The sequence below is a fragment of the Streptomyces sp. NPDC026377 genome (genome assembly GCF_055567715.1).
The window spans coordinates 1-16136 of the sequence record NZ_JBVHPV010000014.1 but is presented as its reverse complement, the minus strand read 5'-3'; the positions used below and the strand labels follow the sequence as shown (position 1 = coordinate 16136).

Here is a 16136-nt window from a genome sequence, read left to right as displayed (position 1 = left end):
CGCGCCCGGACGGTGAAGGGCCCCCGGCCGGGCATGCCGCCGGGGGCCTGATACGCCGTCAGATCTACTGGCGCACAAGGAGACTGTAGAAGCCGCGCCCGAAGGTGGCCGCCAGCAGGCGGTGGTGGACGGGGTCATACGTGATGTCCGACACCGGTACGAGCGGAAGCCCGCCGCCGAGCCTGCGCCAGCCGCCCCGGCCACCGACGAAGACACCCTGGTCGGTGGCGGCGTAGAGCGTGTTCCGGCCACCGAGCACCACGTCGTTCACCGGTGCCTGGGGAAGGTTTCCGGACAGATCGCTCCAGTGCGCCCCCGCGTCCCGGGTCCGCAGCACATGCGGCCGCGGCGAGCCCGACCGGTACCCGGACAGCGATACGTACGCGGTCGCCGGGTCGGCCGGGTCCACCGCGACCCGGGTCACCCACGGCCGGCCGGTGAGGACCTTGGTCCAGTGGGCGCCGAGGTCCCGCGTCACCCATACCCGGCCGTCGTCCGTGCCCGCCCAGACGGTGTGCCCGTCCCGCGCGGCCGCGACCGTGGTGATCGTGCCGTACGGGTAGGAGTCGTCGCCGGGGCCGCCCGTCAGGTCGGGGCTGATGGGCTGCCAGGTGGCGCCGCCGTCGGTGGAACGGTTCAGCCGGTTGCCCCCGTAGTAGAGGACATCGGGATTCACCGGGTCGAACTGGACAGGGGTGAGCCAGTTGCGCCGGTCGGCGGTGGTGGCGTCGGTGTACTCGGTGAGCGTGGCGCCGCCGTCGGTGGAGCGGAAGCAGTTGCCGTACTGGTAGCAGGCGTACACCCGGTTCACGTCGGTCGGGTCGATGAGGTTCTGGAGTCCGTCGCCGCCCAGGTACTCGTTGAACCGGTCGCCGCCCCAGGACCGGACGGAGCCGTTGTCCTGGGCGCCGCCGGAGATCCGGCTCGGGCCCTGCGGGGTCGCCGCCACGGTGTAGAGCTGGGTCCACGGCTCGTACACCGCCTTGGTCCAGCCGCCGTCCCCGCGCGCGTCGGAGCGGTAGACCCCGCCGTCGTTGCCGAGGTAGACGCGGCCGGGTGTGCGCGGGTCCCAGAGCATGGCGTGCTGGTCGGCGTGGACGGCGTCCTCCTCGGCGCTCCAGGTGGCCCCGCCGTCCTTGGTGGTGAGCAGGGCCACCCCGGCCACATGGACGTGCCGGGCGTCGGCCGGGTCCACCCACACCTTGCCGAACCACCACGAGTAGTTGGACTGGGAGTCGGCCAGGGTCTCGTCCGGCGGCAGCGCGGTCCAGCTGTCGCCGCCGTCGGCCGAGGTGAGGAAGGAGCCGAAGGTGCCGTCGGTGGCGCCGACGAGGGCGTAGAGGCGGCCGGGCTCGGAGGCGGCGACACCGAGGCCGATCCGCCCCGAGCCGGCCGTGGGCAGCCCGCCGCCGAGGCGCCGCCAGTGGGCGCCGCCGTCGTCGGAGCGGTAGACCCCGGAGCCCGCGCCGCCATAGGTGCGCTTGTCCGGCTCGCGCCGGTGGTCCCACAGCACGGCGTACACCCGGTCGGGGTCGGCCGGGTCGCGCTGGACGTCGACGGCGCCGGTGAAGGCGTTGGGCACGTCCAGCACCCGGCGCCAGGAGCCGCCCGCGTTCTCGGAGAGGTAGACACCGCGGTCGCCGCCCGGGTTGTAGAGCGAGCCGGTCGCCGCGACCAGCACCCGGCGGGGTCTGCGCGGGTCCACCGCGAACGCTCCGACGGCCCCCGAGTCCCGCAGCCCGGCCGGCCGCCAGCTGCGGCCCCGGTCGGTGGAGCGGTAGACGCCGGTTCCCTCGTAGGTGACGCTGCCGCCGCCGGGGTTCGGCTCGCCGGTCCCGGCGTAGAGGGTGCCGTCGGGGGCCGCGGCGAGCGCGCCCATGGCCTGGGTGCCGCGCTCGGGCCAGGCGGGGGTGAACGTCCGGCCCGCGTCTGCCGAACGCCACACCCCGCCGCTGGCGGCGGCCGCGTACACGGTGCCGGCCCGGTGCGGGTCGAGCGCGAGCGAGACGACCCGGCCGCCGATGTTGGTGGGCCCGACGGACCGCCAGGTGCCGCCGGTGGCGGGCAGGGCGGCGGCCTGCGCCGCAGCGGTGTCGTAGGCGTGCCGGGGCAGCGGCTGCCCCGGCACCGCCTTCTGCAGGTAGCTGTACTCGGCGGGGGCGGCCGGTCCGCCCTCGTCGTCCTCCTCCTGGGCTCCGGTTCCGGCGGCCGGACCGCCCGGGACCAGCAGTCCCGCGATCGCCAGGACGGCGACCGCGGCCGTACGCAGAGCTCTCGATCTCCCTGTACGCATGGACGGCTCCTTCCGCGGCCGGTGTGCCCGGCGCGCGACGAGGGGAAGAGCGTTCCCGGCACGTGACAGCAGCAGAGTGTTCAGCAACGGCCGTGTCCCCACCAGTGGTTGGGGCGCACCTGCGACCCGGACGCGCCGCCCCCCGTCCCTCGGGGCGGCGCCGCCGACGAGGGCGGCCCGCGCCGGGCCGCACGTCCCGCCGTGGCGCACGCCCGGAGCGGGGGTTCATCACGATCGGATCTCGGAGCCGGGGCAGGGGGTTGCCGGGAGGCCTGTAATCGATTCCAATCCTCCGTGTAATCGATTCCACGGACGCACAAGGAGGTGGTCCGGCACATGGCGAGCATCAAGGACGTGGCCGCCCGCGCGGGCGTGTCCGTCGCCACGGTCTCCCGGGTCCTCAACAGCCACCCGTCCGTCAGCCCCGAGGCGCGCGCCCGCGTCCTCGCCGCCGTCGACGCCCTCGGCTACCGGCCCAACGCCGTGGCCAGGTCGCTGCGCACCGACCAGACGCGCACCCTGGGCCTGGTCATCAGCGACGTACTCAACCCGTACTTCACCGCACTCGCCCGCTCCGTCGAGGAGGAGGCCCGCACGCTCGGCTACAGCGTCATCATCGGCAACGCCGACGAGCGGCCCGAGCTCCAGGACCACCACGTCCGCACCCTCCTCGACCGCAGGATCGACGGCCTGCTCGTCTCGCCCACCGACGGCGGCTCCCCGCTGATCCTGGACGCGGCCCGGGCCGGCACCCCCATGGTCTTCGTCGACCGCTGGATCCCCGGCGTGGACGTGCCCGTCGTACGGGCCGACGGCCGGGCCGCCGTCCGCGACCTCGTCGCCCATCTGCACGCCCTGGGCCACCGCAGGCTCGCCATCATCGCGGGCCCCGCCGCCACCACCACCGGCAGCGAACGCGTCGAGGCCTTCCGCGACGCCCTGCACGAGCACCGCCTGCCCCTGCCCGAGGCCTACATCGGCCACGGCGACTTCCAGGCAGACAGCGGCCGCCGCAGCACCGAGCGCTTCCTCGCCCTCCCCGAGCCGCCCGACGTCGTCTTCGCCGCCGACAACCTGATGGCGCTGGGCGCGCTCGACGCCATTCGCGCGCACGGCCTGCGCGTGCCGCACGACATCGGGCTCGCCGCCTTCGACGACATCCCCTGGTTCGTGCACACCGACCCGCCGATCACCGCCATCGCGCAGCCCACCGGCGCACTGGGCCGCGCCGCCGTCCGCGCCCTCGTCGACCGTATCGAGGGCCGGCCCCCGCAGTCCGTCACCCTGCCCGCGCGCCTGGTCGTCCGCAGCTCCTGCGGCGAGGCCGCCCCCACCCGGAGGAGCACCCCGTGAGCGGTTCCGCCGAACTTCTGCGCGTCGAGGGCATACGCAAGGCCTTCCCCGGCGTACTCGCCCTCGACGGCGTCGACTTCGCCCTGCGCCCCGGCGAGGTGCACGTCCTGCTCGGTGAGAACGGGGCGGGCAAGAGCACCCTCATCAAGGTGCTCTCCGGCGCCCACCACCCCGACAGCGGCCGCGTCCTGGTCGACGGACGCGAGGTGCGCCTGCGCTCCGCACAGGACGCCGAACGGCTCGGCATCGCCACCATCCACCAGGAGTTCACCCTCGTCCCCGACCTCTCGGTGGCGGAGAACATCTTCCTGGGCCGCCAGCCGCGCCGCTTCGGCATGATCGACCGCAGACGGATGGAGGCGGACGCCGCCGTGCTCCTGGAGCGGGTCGGCGTCGACGTGCCGCCCCACGCGCGCGTACGGGACCTGGGCATCGCCCGGCTCCAGATGGTCGAGATCGCCAAGGCGCTCAGCCTGGACGCGCGCGTGCTCATCATGGACGAGCCCACCGCCGTCCTCACCTCCGAGGAGGTCGACACGCTCTTCACGATCGTGCGCTCGCTGCGGGCGGACGGCGTGGGCGTCGTCTTCATCACCCACCACCTCGAAGAGATCGCGGCGCTCGGCGACCGCGTCACCGTCCTGCGCGACGGCAGGAGCGTCGGCCAGGTGCCGGCCGCCACCCCGGAGGCCGAACTCGTCCGCCTGATGGTCGGACGCGACATCGACCAGCAGTACCCGCGCGAACGCCCCGACCCGGGCGCCCCGTTGCTCTCGGTGCGCGGGCTCACCCGCGACGGCGCCTTCCACGACGTCGGCTTCGAGGTGCGCGCCGGCGAGGTCGTCGGTCTCGCGGGGCTGGTCGGCGCGGGCCGCACCGAGGTCGCCCGGGCCGTCTTCGGCGCCGACCGCTACGACAGCGGAACCGTCGAGGTGCTGGGCGCACCCGTCGCCCGGCACGACGTGAACGCCGCCATGAGCGCCGGGATCGGCCTCGTCCCCGAGGACCGCAAGGGCCAGGGCCTGGTCCTGGATGCCTCCGTCCAGGAGAACCTCGGCCTGGTCACCCTCCGCTCCGCCACCCGCGCCGGACTCGTGGACCGCAGGGGCCAGCGGACGGCCGCCGCGCGGATCGCCGAGCGGCTGGGCGTACGGATGGCCGGGATCGGCCAGCAGGTGCGCACCCTGTCCGGTGGCAACCAGCAGAAGGTCGTCATCGGCAAGTGGCTGCTCGCCGAGACCAGGGTGCTCATCCTCGACGAGCCGACCCGGGGCATCGACGTCGGCGCCAAGGTCGAGATCTACCGGCTCATCAACGAACTGACCGCCGCCGGGCACGCCGTCCTCATGATCTCCAGCGATCTGCCCGAAGTGCTCGGCATGAGCGACCGGGTCCTGGTCATGGCCCAGGGGCGGATCGCCGGGGAACTCCCGGCCGCCCGGGCCACCCAGGAAGCGGTCATGGAACTCGCCGTCGGCACGGCCTTTGCCGCCGCCCCGGCACCGCACGAAGAGGAGGGCCCCCGTGGCCACTGACACGCTCCGGAGCACCACGGGCGCGAGCGGCGCCCGGGCCGTGCGCCGTCTGCTGCTCGACAACGGCGCCCTGAGCGCCCTGGTGGTCCTGGCGGTGGCGATGTCGCTGCTCTCCGGTGACTTCCTCACCACGCAGAACCTGCTCAACGTCGGTGTCCAGGCCGCCGTCACCGCGATCCTCGCGTTCGGCGTCACCTTCGTCATCGTCTCGGCCGGCATCGACCTCTCGGTCGGCTCGGTGGCCGCCCTCAGCGCCACCGTGCTCGCCTGGACGGCGACGGAGCAGGGCCTGCCCGTCTGGCTCGCGGTCCTCCTCGCCATCGGCACGGGCCTGGCCTGCGGCGCTGTCAACGGCGCCCTCGTCGCCTACGGCAAACTCCCGCCGTTCATCGCCACGTTGGCCATGCTCTCGGTCGGCCGGGGCCTGTCCCTGGTGCTCTCGCAGGGCAGTCCGATCGCCTTCCCCGAGTCCGTCTCCCGCGTGGGCGACACCCTCGGCGGGCATCTGCCGGTCCCGGTGATCGTGATGGTGGTGATGGGCCTGCTGACCGCCCTGATCCTGTCCCGTACGTACATCGGGCGCTCCATGTACGCGATCGGCGGCAACGAGGAGGCGGCCCGGCTCTCGGGGCTGCGCGTGCGGCGGCAGAAGATCGCGATCTACGCGCTCTCGGGCCTGTTCGCCGCCGTCGCGGGCATCGTGCTCGCCTCCCGGCTCGTCTCGGCCCAGCCGCAGGCCGCCCAGGGGTACGAACTCGACGCGATCGCGGCCGTCGTCATCGGCGGCGCCAGTCTGTCCGGCGGCGTCGGCAAGGCGTCCGGCACCCTCATCGGCGCGCTGATCCTCGCGGTGCTGCGCAACGGCCTCAACCTGCTGTCGGTGTCCGCCTTCTGGCAGCAGGTCGTCATCGGCGTCGTCATCGCGCTCGCGGTGCTGCTCGACACGGCACGCCGTCGCGCCGGGGCGACGAGCGCCTCCGCCGCGGGGAGCGCGCCCGGGTCGGGCGGCAGGCGGGGCGCGGCCAAGCTCGCGGTCGCGGCCGTCGCCCTGGCAGCGGTCCTGGGCGCCCTGTCGTTCGTCGACACCGGCTCCTCCGGCTCGTCCACCAAGGTGGGCATGTCGCTCTCCACCCTCAACAACCCCTTCTTCGTGCAGATGGAGGCCGGGGCCAGGGCGGAGGCGAAGGCGGCGGGAGTCGACCTGACCGTCACCGACGCCCAGAACGACGCCTCCCAGCAGGCCAACCAGATCCAGAACTTCACCGGCGCCGGAGTGAAGTCGATCATCGTCAACCCGGTCGACTCCGACGCCGTCGGACCCTCGGTGCGCGGCGCCAACAAGGCGGACATCCCGGTGGTCGCCGCCGACCGGGGCGTCAACAAGGCCGACACCGCGACCCTGGTGGCCTCCGACAACGTCGCGGGCGGCAGGCTCGCCGCGAAGACCCTCGCCGACAGGCTCGGCGGCAAGGGCCGGATCGTCGTCCTCCAGGGCACCGCGGGCACCTCCGCCAGCCGCGAGCGCGGCCAGGGCTTCGCCGAGGGCATCAGGGCGTACCCCGGCATCACCGTCGTCGCCCGCCAGCCCGCCGACTTCGACCGCGCCAAGGGCCTCGACGTCATGACCAACCTGCTCCAGTCCCACACCGGGGTCACCGGGGTCTTCGCCGAGAACGACGAGATGGCGCTCGGCGCGGTCAAGGCGCTCGGCGACCGGGCCGGCGCCTCCGTCACGGTCGTCGGATTCGACGGCACCCCCGATGGCCTGAAGGCGGTCGCAGCGGGCACGCTGTACGCGACGGTCGCGCAGCAGCCCGCCGAACTCGGCCGCATCGCGGTGCGCAACGCGGTCCGGGCGGCGAAGGGCGGCACGGTCGAGAGCGCCGTGAAGGTCCCGGTCAAGGTCGTCACCCGGCAGAACGTCGCCGACTTCTCCTGACGGACGCCGTCCGCCACTCAGCGAAAGCAGGACAGGGATGTACGACTACGACCTCCTGGTCGTCGGGTCCGCCAACGCCGACCTCGTCATCGGCGTCGACCGGCGCCCCGGGCCCGGCGAGACGGTCCTCGGCTCGGACCTGGCGGTCCACCCCGGCGGCAAGGGCGCCAACCAGGCGGTGGCCGCCGCCCGCCTGGGGGCGCGCGCCGCGCTGCTCGCCCGCGTCGGGGACGACGAGTACGGGCGGCTGCTGCTCGACTCCCAGCGGGCGGCCGGAGTCGACACGGTCGGCCTGCTGGTCGGCGGGGCGCCCACCGGGGTCGCGCTGATCACGGTGGATCCGTCGGGGGACAACAGCATCGTGGTCTCGCCCGGCGCCAACGCCCGTCTGACCCCGCAGGACATACGTGCCGCCGCCAGTCTCTTCCAGGCGTCCCGGGTGGTTTCGGCGCAGTTGGAGATCCCGCTGGAGACGGTCGTCGAGACCGTCCGCAGCCTCGCCTTCGACAGCCGGTTCGTCCTCAACCCCTCGCCGGCCGGTCCACTGCCCGCCGAGGTGCTCGCCGCCTGCGACCCGCTGATCGTCAACGAGCACGAGGCCCGGTCCCTGCTGGGCCCCTCGGCGGGCCCCGCCCCCGAGGACTGGGCGCGGGCACTGCTGCTGCGCGGGCCGCGCTCGGTGGTGATCACTCTGGGCGCGGCGGGCGCCCTGGTCGCGGCCGGCAGTACGAGCTCGTTCGTCCGGGTGGAGAGCCCGCGGGTCGAGGCGGTGGACACGACGGGCGCCGGCGACGCCTTCACCGCGGCGCTCGCCTGGCGGCTGAGCCTGCGCGAGAGCCTGGCGGACGCCGCCGCGTTCGCCGCGCGTGTCGGCGCGGCCGCCGTCACCCGGCAGGGGGCGCAGGAGTCCTTCCCCACCGCCGACGAGGTCTTCGCGCGGTGAGGAAGGCCGGCATCCTCAACCGTCATCTGTCGGGCGCGCTGGCCGAGTTGGGCCATGGCGACGGGGTCCTCGTCTGCGACGCCGGCATGCCCATCCCGGCCGGCCCGCGCGTGGTCGACCTGGCCTTCCGGGCCGGGGTGCCCTCGTTCGCGGAGGTGCTCGACGGGCTGCTGGCCGAGCTGGTGGTGGAGGGCGCGACCGCCGCGCGGGAGGTGCGCGAGGCGAACCCGGAGGCCGCGCGGCTGCTGGCGGCCCGCCTCCCGGGGCTCGGCTTCGTCGCGCACGACGAGCTGAAGGCGCTGTCGGCTGGCGCGCGCCTGGTCGTACGGACGGGGGAGGCGCGGCCGTACGCGAACGTGCTGCTCAGGTGCGGGGTGTTCTTCTAGGACGGTACGGCGGCGACATCGACGGTCGGCCATACGCGTACAAGTCCCACAACACACCTCCTCGCGACCCTTATCGTGTTCCCCGATGCGTCGGCCGACGCAGCACCAGACGGCCCAGCGGGCCGCGGCCGGGGAGTACGGGAATGGGACGACGACTGGGCACCCTCGCGGCGGCCGGCGCGCTGAGCCTCGCGGTGACGGGCGCGGGCACGGCGACGGCCTCGGCCCCGTCCTCGGGTGGGACGGGACACGCCACGGCGACGGCCGAGATCTTCGCCACGGACAACACCGCCACCATCACCGACCCCGCCGACCCGCGCCTGCGGACGCGGCTGGTCCGTTTCGGCCACCAGGTCCGCGACATCATCCGCGCCCATGGCGCGAAGGCCGGCCGCTCCACTCTCCTGGACGGCGTCTTCTGGTCCTCGGACCTCAAGCAGGCGACGTACGAGCGCTCCCGCGAGTTCGACGTCAACCACGTCGGCGCGGCCGGGCTGCACCAGATCGCCGACGTCATCCGCAAGCAGTACCACCAGGAGTCCGTGCTGACCTTCCGTCACCTCCCGCGTACCTCGCCCGAGACCGACGCGGTCGGCATCGAGGCGAGCGGGGTGACCGCGCGCACGCTCCACGACGCGCTCCTGGCGGACCCCGAGGCCCGTGACGAGCTCGGCGGCGGCTCGGTCACCGTCCGGGACGGCCGCCTCGTCCTCATCGCCCCCCTCGCCGACCTGGCGCTCGCCAGGAAGTTCGTGGGCGAGCTGGGTGTCGACTGGAACAAGGCGGAGGTGCGGTACGGGGACGAGGAGTTCGTCGGCGGCTGACCCACGGCCGAAGGGCCCTCCTCGACGGATGTCGAGGAGGGCCCAGGCGCGCGCCGCGGCTATGACACGTACAGCTTCCCGGGGTGCGGGTAGGTGGACCGGAAACCGGCCAGGGAACGGGCGTCGGACGGCTTGAGCTTGATGCAGCCGTTGGACTTGTAGTCCTTGTTGCCGTCCCAGCGGTAGGGCTCGGTGGAGCCCTGCTTGCCGTTGGGCAGCATCTCGCTGTGGACGAACAGGGCGTCCCTCTTCGTCCCGTGCGGCTTGCAGAGGCGCTCGCCGATGTACCAGGCCAGACCGTGGATCCCGCCCCGCCCGCCGTCCTTGTGGGCCTCGAACGTGCGGATCTTGTAGTCGCCGCTCGGCAGCACGCCGCGGTTCTTCAGGCACGAGTTGGTGCTGCCCGTCCCCGACCCGGCGCGCCAGGTCTTCACGGTGTACGTGCGGACCTTGTCCGGGTTGACGACCTGGACGTAGACCAGGCTCAGCCGCGAGTTGGAGGTGTCCTTGCGGTTGATCTTGAAGGAGAGATACGTGTAGCTGCGGGACGCGGCGGCCTTGCCGGTGGCGCCCGTGGTGCCGGTGGCGGACGCGGCCGACTGCTGCTGTGCGGCCTTGGCGTGCGCCGGGGCGGCCTGCGCGGGCAGGGCGCCGATCCCGGCGACCGCCATCGCGACGACCGCGCCGTAAGCGAACCCGGACTTCCCCCGTACCGTGGTCATGGACTCGTTCCCTTCCTGAGGGTTCCCCCGAGGACCGCTGTCCCCGGTGTGTCGAACACCCTAGGAATCACGGTCACCGCACGGCATTCACCGTGGGGTTGAACCCGGATGAACCTCAGGGGTAGCCGCGGCGGGCGGCTCATACCCCGGCGGTAGGCCGCCCGTGGTAGCCGCGCGCCGAGCCGAGGACGGCACCGGGGCCGCTCCACTCCTCGGTCACCCTGACAGGCTCACACGGTTACGCCAGGTGACCACGCGCGCCCCACCCGGCACGCCCTCCACAGGGCGCCCTGGCGCAGCCGAATTGGCCACTTTACGTGGTCGCACACCTGGTGCTTTTCCGGGAATTGCGGCGCAAGCTGGAAGCGGAGCCGGGCCGTCTCACCCCGAGCAGACGGCCCCGCTCCCTCCGGGGCGCCGCCGACCGCGGGAGGACGGCGCCCCGAAAAGGGGTGCTCAGGCCACCAGCTCCGGGTGGTGCAGCCGGGCCACCTGCGGATGGGCCCGCAGCCACCCCTTGAGCTCGTTGCGGCCGTACTCGGCGTGCAGCGGGTTGTCCGCGCTGTGCGCCACTCCCGGTGCCTGGGCCAGATAGTCGCCGGGGACCGTGTCGATACGGGCGTCCAGGCGCGGGTTGTAGAAGAACGGCACCGAGTACCGCTCCACCGCTCCGGGCGGCGAGACCACCCGGTGGTCGGTCGCGGACAGATACCCCCGGGTCGCGATCTCCAGGAGCTCGCCGAGGTTGACGACGAAGGCGCCGGGCAGCGGCGGCACGTCCACGAAGCCGTCCCCGAGCCGGACCTGGAGGCCGCCCACCGAGTCCTGGAGCAGCAGCGTGAGGAAGCCGTAGTCCTTGTGGGCTCCCACCCCCTGGCCGTCGCCCTCCGGCGCGCTGCCGGGGTAGCGGATCAGCTTGGTGTGCAGATGCGGGCGGTCCGCGAAGGCGGCGTCGAAGAAATCGGCCGGGGCCCCGATCGAGGCGAGGAGCTCCTGGAGCAGCCGGTGCGCGACGGCCGCGAGCCGGTCCTGCCAGTCGAGCACGACCGTACGCAGCTCCGGCAGCGCCTCGGGCCACTGGTTCGGCCCCTCCAGCCAGCGGTACGCGGGGTCGTCCGGGCCCACCACGGGCACCGGCCGCTCGGCCCCCACGTCCAGCTGGTCGCGCCAGTCCGAACGCCCGCCGGTCAGCTCGTGGCCGATGCGGGTGTAGCCGCGGAAGTGCGGCGAGCGCAGATTGCTCAGGGCGAGCCGGTCGGCCTCGGGCAGCGCGAAGAACTCTTTTGTCAGCCGCAATATGCGGGCGAACTCGGCGGCGTCGACGCCATGCCCGGTGAGATGGAAGAACCCGGTGTCGCGAGCCGCTCGGTGCAGCCCGTCGCGGAAGGCGTCGCGCGTGGCCGGGTCGTCGGCCAGGGAGAGGTCGACGACGGGCAGGGAGGTGGGAAGCAGGGTGGTGCTGGACATGAGCGGTTCCGTTTCCGTTCCGGGATGTACGGAGGTCCTGTTCCCGGGGTTGGCGGGAGGACGGCCGGGACGGCAGGGCGAAGGGGTGCGCCGGAACCGGGAGACCGCGACAGGACCGTGGGCGAAGGGCGAGGGCCGGGGCGGGCGGAGAGCCGGGCCGGGGCCATGGCCGCGAAGGCCGCGAGGGTCAGTCCTGCGGGCGACAGCTCATGCTGGTGACGCGCACGTAGTCCACGTGTCGGCGCATCACCAGAAGAGTCATGCCATGAGGGTACGCCCGCGGCGCCCGGTCGCGGAGGAGACCTTCCCCACAATCGCGCGCGATGGAAGCGGTCCGCTCATCCGATCGGGGCATCCCCCAGCCCCGCCTCCCGTGTCGGGTGCCCCGGGTTGGCGAAAATCGTACCGTCCAGCCGCACGCCGGCCCCGTACAGCAGCCAAGGGATTCCCATGCTCCGTCGTCTCGCCGTCGTTCTCGCCGCTCTTTCCGCCGCCGCTTGCCTCACCGCGGGCACCGCGACCGCCCTCCCCACCGATGGGCCCAACGATCTGACGCCCCGTGAGCAGGCGGGTCTGCAGTTCGCGGGCCAGCTGCTCGGCGGCATCTTCGGCGGTGCGCCGATGCGTGGCACGGGTCTCTGACACGACGAGGCGGGCGCCCGCCCCCTTCGGGGTGGACGCCCGCCTCCGGCCGTGTGCCGGGGTCAGCCGACGTTGACCGCGGCCCAGGCCGCGTTCACCGCCTTGTACTCGGTGCTGCTCGTGCCGTAGAGCGCGCCGGCCGCGCTGAGCGTGGCGGTGCGGGCGCCCGCGTAGTTGGTCGTGGACGTCATGTACGTGGTGAGCGCCTTGTACCAGATCTGCACGGCCTTGTCCCGGCCGATGCCGGTGACCGTGGAGCCGTTCGAGGTGGGCGAGTTGTAGCTGACGCCGTTGATGGTCTTGGCGCCGCTGCCCTCCGAGAGCAGGTAGAAGAAGTGGTTGGCCGGGCCCGACGAGTAGTGCACGTCGAGGTTGCCGATGCCGGAGGCCCAGGCGTCCTTGGAGCCGCCGTCCTTGCTCGGCTTGTCCATGTAGCGCAGCGGGGTGCCGTCGCCGTTGATGTCGATCTTCTCGCCGATGAGGTAGTCGCCGACGTCGGTGGCGTTCTTCGCGAAGAACTCCACCGAGGTGCCGAAGATGTCCGAGGTGGCCTCGTTGAGGCCGCCGGACTCACCGCTGTACTGGAGGTTGGCGGTGGCCGCCGTCAGACCGTGCGACATCTCGTGCCCGGCGACGTCCAGCGAGGTGAGCGGGGCGGCGTTGCCGGTCCCGTCGCCGTACGTCATGCAGAAGCAGCTGTCGTCCCAGAAGGCGTTGACGTAGGCGTTGCCGTAGTGGACGCGGCTGTAGGAGGCCACGCCGTCGTTCTTGATGCCGTTGCGGCCCAGCACGTTCTTGTAGAAGTCCCAGGTGACGGCGGCGCCGTAGTGCGCGTCCACGGCCGCGGTCTGGGTGTTGGAGGCCAGGCCGTTGCCCCACACGTCGTCCGTGTCGGTCAGGAGCGTGCCCTTGCCGCCGGTCTTGTGGGCGAGGTTGTACGTCTTGTGGCCGCCCCGCGCGGCGTCGCTGAGCTGGTACGACGAGCCGGACTTGGTGGTGCCGAGGGTCACCTTGCCGCTGTACTCGCTGTTGCCCGTGCCGGTCTTGACGGCCTGCCACTGGGTGAGCTTCTTCCCGGTGGTGGCGTCGGTGACGACGTGCAGCTGGCTCGGGGTGCCGTCGTCCTGGAGCCCGCCGACCACCGTCTCGTAGGCGAGGACCGGGGTGCCGCCCGCGGCCCAGATCACCTTGCGCGGCGCCCGGTCGGCGGTGGCCTTCGCGGCGCCCGCGCCCTTGGCGGCGGCGAGCGCCTTCTGCTGGACGGCGGCCGTGCCGAGGGCGGGGGTGGTGGAGGCGACCTTGATGGCGGCTCTGGTCGCCCGGGTCACGCCCGCGGTCGCGCCCGCCTCGGTCTCGTGCACGACGAGGTCGCCGCCGAGGACGGGCAGTCCGGCGTAGGTGCGCTCGTACCGGGTGTGGACGGTGCCGTCGGCGTCCTTGATCACATCGCGGACGACGAGCTTCTCCTGGACACCGAGGCCCAGTTCGGCCGCGGTCTTGGCGGTGGTGGTGTTCGCCTCACGGATCAGCTCGGCCCGCTGGGAGGCGGAGAGGCGGAGCGGCTGCGCGGACGGACCGTCGGCCGTGGGGGAGGCTCCGGCGGATCCGGAGGCCAGGCCGGTCAGTCCGGCGGCGAGCAGGGCGGCGCCGGCGACGGGGCCGACGACGCGCGTAGAACGCGTTATACGAGAGGTCACGCGAGCGTCCCTTTCTGAGGGGGAGGTGGGGGGTGCGGGTGCCACGTGCGAGCACAGCGTTGCAGGAGGGGCGCGTACATGTCATTGAGGTGTCAGCAGAATGACCGGAAAGCATCCGAGGGGCGCCGAGCCGGGGCGGAACGGGAAGTGGCTTTCCGGTCAAGGGATTTCGGGCGCCCCAGGTCGTCGCACGTCAAGCTGTGAACCGGCTGTCACGTTCCGTTGTGGCTGAAAAGTGACCCAGCGAGATGTGAAGGGGCCTGCGAGGGCCTGGACCGGGGAGAGGTGGGTGGTTACTGTCGCCGTCACCTATTCAAAAAATTGAGTATGGCTGACGAGGGAAGAGAGATCGGGAAGATGGCGACGACGAGTGCCTTCCGAAAGGCCGTGGAGTCCGGTGACCATGCCGCGATCGAGGAACTGCTCGCGCCGGACGTGGTGTTCACCAGCCCGGTGGCGTTCAAGCCGTATCCGGGCAGGGCGATCACGGCGGCGATCCTGCGGGGGGTGAGCCGGGTCTTCACCGACTTCCGCTATGTGCGGGAGATCGTCGGCGTCGACGGCCGCGACCAGGCGCTGGTCTTCACGGCGAAGGTCGGCGAACTGGAGGTCAACGGCTGCGACTTCCTCCACTTCGACGAGGACGGCCTCATCGACGACTTCACGGTCATGGTCCGCCCGCTGTCGGGGGCTCGGGCGCTGTCGGAGGCGATGGGGGCGCAGTTCGGCCGCATCCGCGAGGAGGCGGCGGCCGCGGGCTGAGCGCCGCGCGGAGCCGGGACGGGGCACGCAAAGGCCCGGGTCTGCGAGGACGTCCTCGCAGACCCGGGCCTTTGCGTGCGTGCCGGCGGCCGCCGTGCGACCGGCGGCTTTTCGCTGTCGGCTACTCGATGACGAGCTCGACCTCGATGTTGCCGCGCGTCGCCTTGGAGTACGGGCAGAAGGCGTGGGTGGCCTCCACCAGCCGGCGACCGGTCTCGCCGCCCAGCTCGTCCGGCAGCTCCACGCGCATGACGACGGCGAGGCCGAAGCCGGTGTCGTCCTTGCCTATGGAGACCTCGGCGGTGACGGAGACGTCCTTGGTGTCGAGCTTCATCTCGCGCCCGACGGCTCCCATGGCGCTGGCGAAGCAGGCCGCGTACCCGGCGGCGAAGAGCTGCTCGGGGTTGGTGCCCTCGCCGTTCCCGCCCAGCGCCGGGGGCATGGCCAGGGGCAGGTCGAGTCGGCCGTCCGAGCTCACGGCCCGGCCCTCGCGCCCGTTGGCGGTGGCGGCGGCGGTGTACAGCGCGTCCATGGGATGCCTCTTCTTCCGTCCGGTGGTGAGCGGCTGCCGCTCTCCTTCGCACAAAGAGTTGCACACAACTAAATTGTGCGCAACTAAATGGCGTCCGGCCCGCTACTCTGGTGACATGAGCTCCTCGTCGACCCCCGCCGCGTCGTCCGCGCCCCTGCCGTCCGACGTCGATCTCCTCCGCCTGGACCACCAGGTCTGCTTCTCCCTGCACGCCGCGTCACGCGCCTTCGGCGGTGTCTACCGGGAGGCGCTCAAGGACCTCGGCCTGACCTATCCGCAGTACCTGGTGATGCTGGTGCTGTGGGAGCACGGGCCGCAGCCGGTCAAGGTCATCGGCGAACGGCTGCGGCTCGACTCCGGCACGCTCTCGCCGCTGCTCAAGCGGCTGGAGACGGCGGGCCTCGTCACCCGGGAGCGCAGCGCCGAGGACGAGCGCTCGGTCACGGTCCGCCTCACCGAGGAGGGCTCCGGCCTGCGGGAGCGAGCCCTGCCCGTCCCGCTGAAGATCCTCTCGGCGACGGGTCTCTCGGTCGAGGAGGTCCTCTCCCTCCAGCAGCTCCTGGGGCGGATCACGACCTCCCTGGACCAGGCGCACTGAAGCCGCCGGGCCCCGGCGATCGGGGGGCACCCGGCGGCCACGCGTGCCGCCTCGCGCGTGGCGCGGCTACTTCAGGCCCATCGCGTCGCAGGCGTCCTTCACGTTGGCCGTGCAGATCTCGGCCTTCGTGTAGACGCCGTCGCGGATGACCGTCTCCTTGATGTTGGCCCGGGTGAGGGAGACGATCGGGATGATCACCGAGGGGATGGCCTGCCGGGTGGGGGAGTCGACCGTTGTCTTGGTGATCATGGTCAGCGGCTGGCCCTTAGCCAGGGCGACGGCCATCTGCGCGGCCACGGGCCCCTCCTGGACGTACGGCTTGTAGACGCTCATGAACTGCTCGCCCATGACGATGCGCTGGACTCCGGCGAGTTCGGCGTCCTGGCCGGTGACGGGGGGAAGCTTGGAGAGACCGGCGGCCTTCAGGGCCGTGATGATGCCGC

At 72.6% G+C, this 16136-nt stretch carries 15 protein-coding genes; 9 read left to right on the top strand and 6 right to left on the bottom strand.

The window, feature by feature from the left end; all coding sequences use genetic code 11:
• Positions 1 to 64: 64 nt before the first annotated feature.
• Positions 65 to 2293 (bottom strand): WD40/YVTN/BNR-like repeat-containing protein, encoded by a 2229-nt coding sequence (locus tag ACZ4MU_RS25805; RefSeq protein ID WP_467881011.1) that lies wholly within the window; start codon positions 2291 to 2293, stop codon positions 65 to 67.
• Positions 2294 to 2629: 336 nt separating this feature from the next.
• Here ACZ4MU_RS25805 and ACZ4MU_RS25800 point away from each other — a divergent pair, with 336 nt between their 5' ends.
• The 6 genes from ACZ4MU_RS25800 (at position 2630) to ACZ4MU_RS25775 (ending at position 9273) form a co-directional block, all read left to right on the top strand.
• Positions 2630 to 3646: a LacI family DNA-binding transcriptional regulator gene (locus ACZ4MU_RS25800; RefSeq protein ID WP_467881008.1), complete on the top strand. Its 1017-nt coding sequence runs from the start codon at positions 2630 to 2632 to the stop codon at positions 3644 to 3646.
• Positions 3643 to 5181 carry a sugar ABC transporter ATP-binding protein gene (locus tag ACZ4MU_RS25795; RefSeq protein WP_467881005.1) on the top strand — a complete coding sequence of 513 codons (1539 nt, stop codon included), beginning with the start codon at positions 3643 to 3645 and terminating at the stop codon, positions 5179 to 5181. The genes ACZ4MU_RS25800 and ACZ4MU_RS25795 overlap by 4 nt, the downstream gene beginning before the upstream one ends.
• A complete protein-coding gene (locus ACZ4MU_RS25790; protein WP_467881003.1) occupies positions 5171 to 7120 on the top strand; it encodes an ABC transporter permease/substrate-binding protein in 1950 nt (649 codons plus the stop codon). Before ACZ4MU_RS25795 ends, ACZ4MU_RS25790 begins: the two co-directional genes overlap by 11 nt.
• Positions 7121 to 7157: 37 nt before the next feature.
• The gene (locus ACZ4MU_RS25785; protein ID WP_467881000.1) at positions 7158 to 8063 is read left to right on the top strand and encodes a ribokinase; all 906 of its coding nucleotides are present in this window, start codon (positions 7158 to 7160) and stop codon (positions 8061 to 8063) included.
• Positions 8060 to 8449, top strand: coding sequence for a D-ribose pyranase (gene rbsD / locus ACZ4MU_RS25780; RefSeq protein WP_467880997.1), 390 nt, complete (start codon positions 8060 to 8062; stop codon positions 8447 to 8449). The genes ACZ4MU_RS25785 and rbsD overlap by 4 nt, the downstream gene beginning before the upstream one ends.
• 143 nt (positions 8450 to 8592) lie before the next feature.
• A complete protein-coding gene (locus ACZ4MU_RS25775) occupies positions 8593 to 9273 on the top strand; it encodes a hypothetical protein (protein ID WP_467880994.1) in 681 nt (226 codons plus the stop codon).
• Between the two features lie 59 nt (positions 9274 to 9332).
• Here the strand turns inward: ACZ4MU_RS25775 and ACZ4MU_RS25770 are convergent, their stop codons facing one another.
• Together ACZ4MU_RS25770 and ACZ4MU_RS25765 are read right to left on the bottom strand one after the other, a co-directional pair.
• The gene (locus tag ACZ4MU_RS25770) at positions 9333 to 9995 is read right to left on the bottom strand and encodes a hypothetical protein (protein ID WP_467880991.1); all 663 of its coding nucleotides are present in this window, start codon (positions 9993 to 9995) and stop codon (positions 9333 to 9335) included.
• A 456-nt stretch (positions 9996 to 10451) separates the two neighbouring features.
• Entirely contained in the window at positions 10452 to 11462 is a 1011-nt protein-coding gene (locus tag ACZ4MU_RS25765; RefSeq protein ID WP_467880988.1) for an isopenicillin N synthase family dioxygenase, read from the bottom strand.
• 450 nt (positions 11463 to 11912) lie between these two features.
• Between ACZ4MU_RS25765 and ACZ4MU_RS25760 the strand changes: the two genes are divergently transcribed.
• Entirely contained in the window at positions 11913 to 12104 is a 192-nt protein-coding gene (locus ACZ4MU_RS25760) for a hypothetical protein (protein ID WP_467880986.1), read from the top strand.
• 62 nt (positions 12105 to 12166) lie between these two features.
• Here ACZ4MU_RS25760 and ACZ4MU_RS25755 read toward each other — a convergent pair whose 3' ends face one another.
• Positions 12167 to 13801 carry a M4 family metallopeptidase gene (locus ACZ4MU_RS25755; RefSeq protein WP_467880983.1) on the bottom strand — a complete coding sequence of 545 codons (1635 nt, stop codon included), beginning with the start codon at positions 13799 to 13801 and terminating at the stop codon, positions 12167 to 12169.
• A gap of 327 nt (positions 13802 to 14128) precedes the next feature.
• Between ACZ4MU_RS25755 and ACZ4MU_RS25750 the strand changes: the two genes are divergently transcribed.
• Positions 14129 to 14563, top strand: coding sequence for a nuclear transport factor 2 family protein (locus tag ACZ4MU_RS25750; protein ID WP_467880981.1), 435 nt, complete (start codon positions 14129 to 14131; stop codon positions 14561 to 14563).
• Positions 14564 to 14684: 121 nt separating this feature from the next.
• On the opposite strand, the gene ACZ4MU_RS25745 is transcribed toward ACZ4MU_RS25750, so the two are convergent.
• Positions 14685 to 15095 carry an organic hydroperoxide resistance protein gene (locus tag ACZ4MU_RS25745; RefSeq protein ID WP_467880978.1) on the bottom strand — a complete coding sequence of 137 codons (411 nt, stop codon included), beginning with the start codon at positions 15093 to 15095 and terminating at the stop codon, positions 14685 to 14687.
• Positions 15096 to 15210: 115 nt separating this feature from the next.
• Between ACZ4MU_RS25745 and ACZ4MU_RS25740 the strand changes: the two genes are divergently transcribed.
• Positions 15211 to 15693 carry a MarR family winged helix-turn-helix transcriptional regulator gene (locus ACZ4MU_RS25740; RefSeq protein WP_467880976.1) on the top strand — a complete coding sequence of 161 codons (483 nt, stop codon included), beginning with the start codon at positions 15211 to 15213 and terminating at the stop codon, positions 15691 to 15693.
• A 66-nt stretch (positions 15694 to 15759) separates the two neighbouring features.
• On the opposite strand, the gene ACZ4MU_RS25735 is transcribed toward ACZ4MU_RS25740, so the two are convergent.
• A partial coding sequence (locus ACZ4MU_RS25735) for a substrate-binding domain-containing protein (RefSeq protein WP_467880973.1) occupies positions 15760 to 16136 on the bottom strand: 377 nt, incomplete at its 5' end.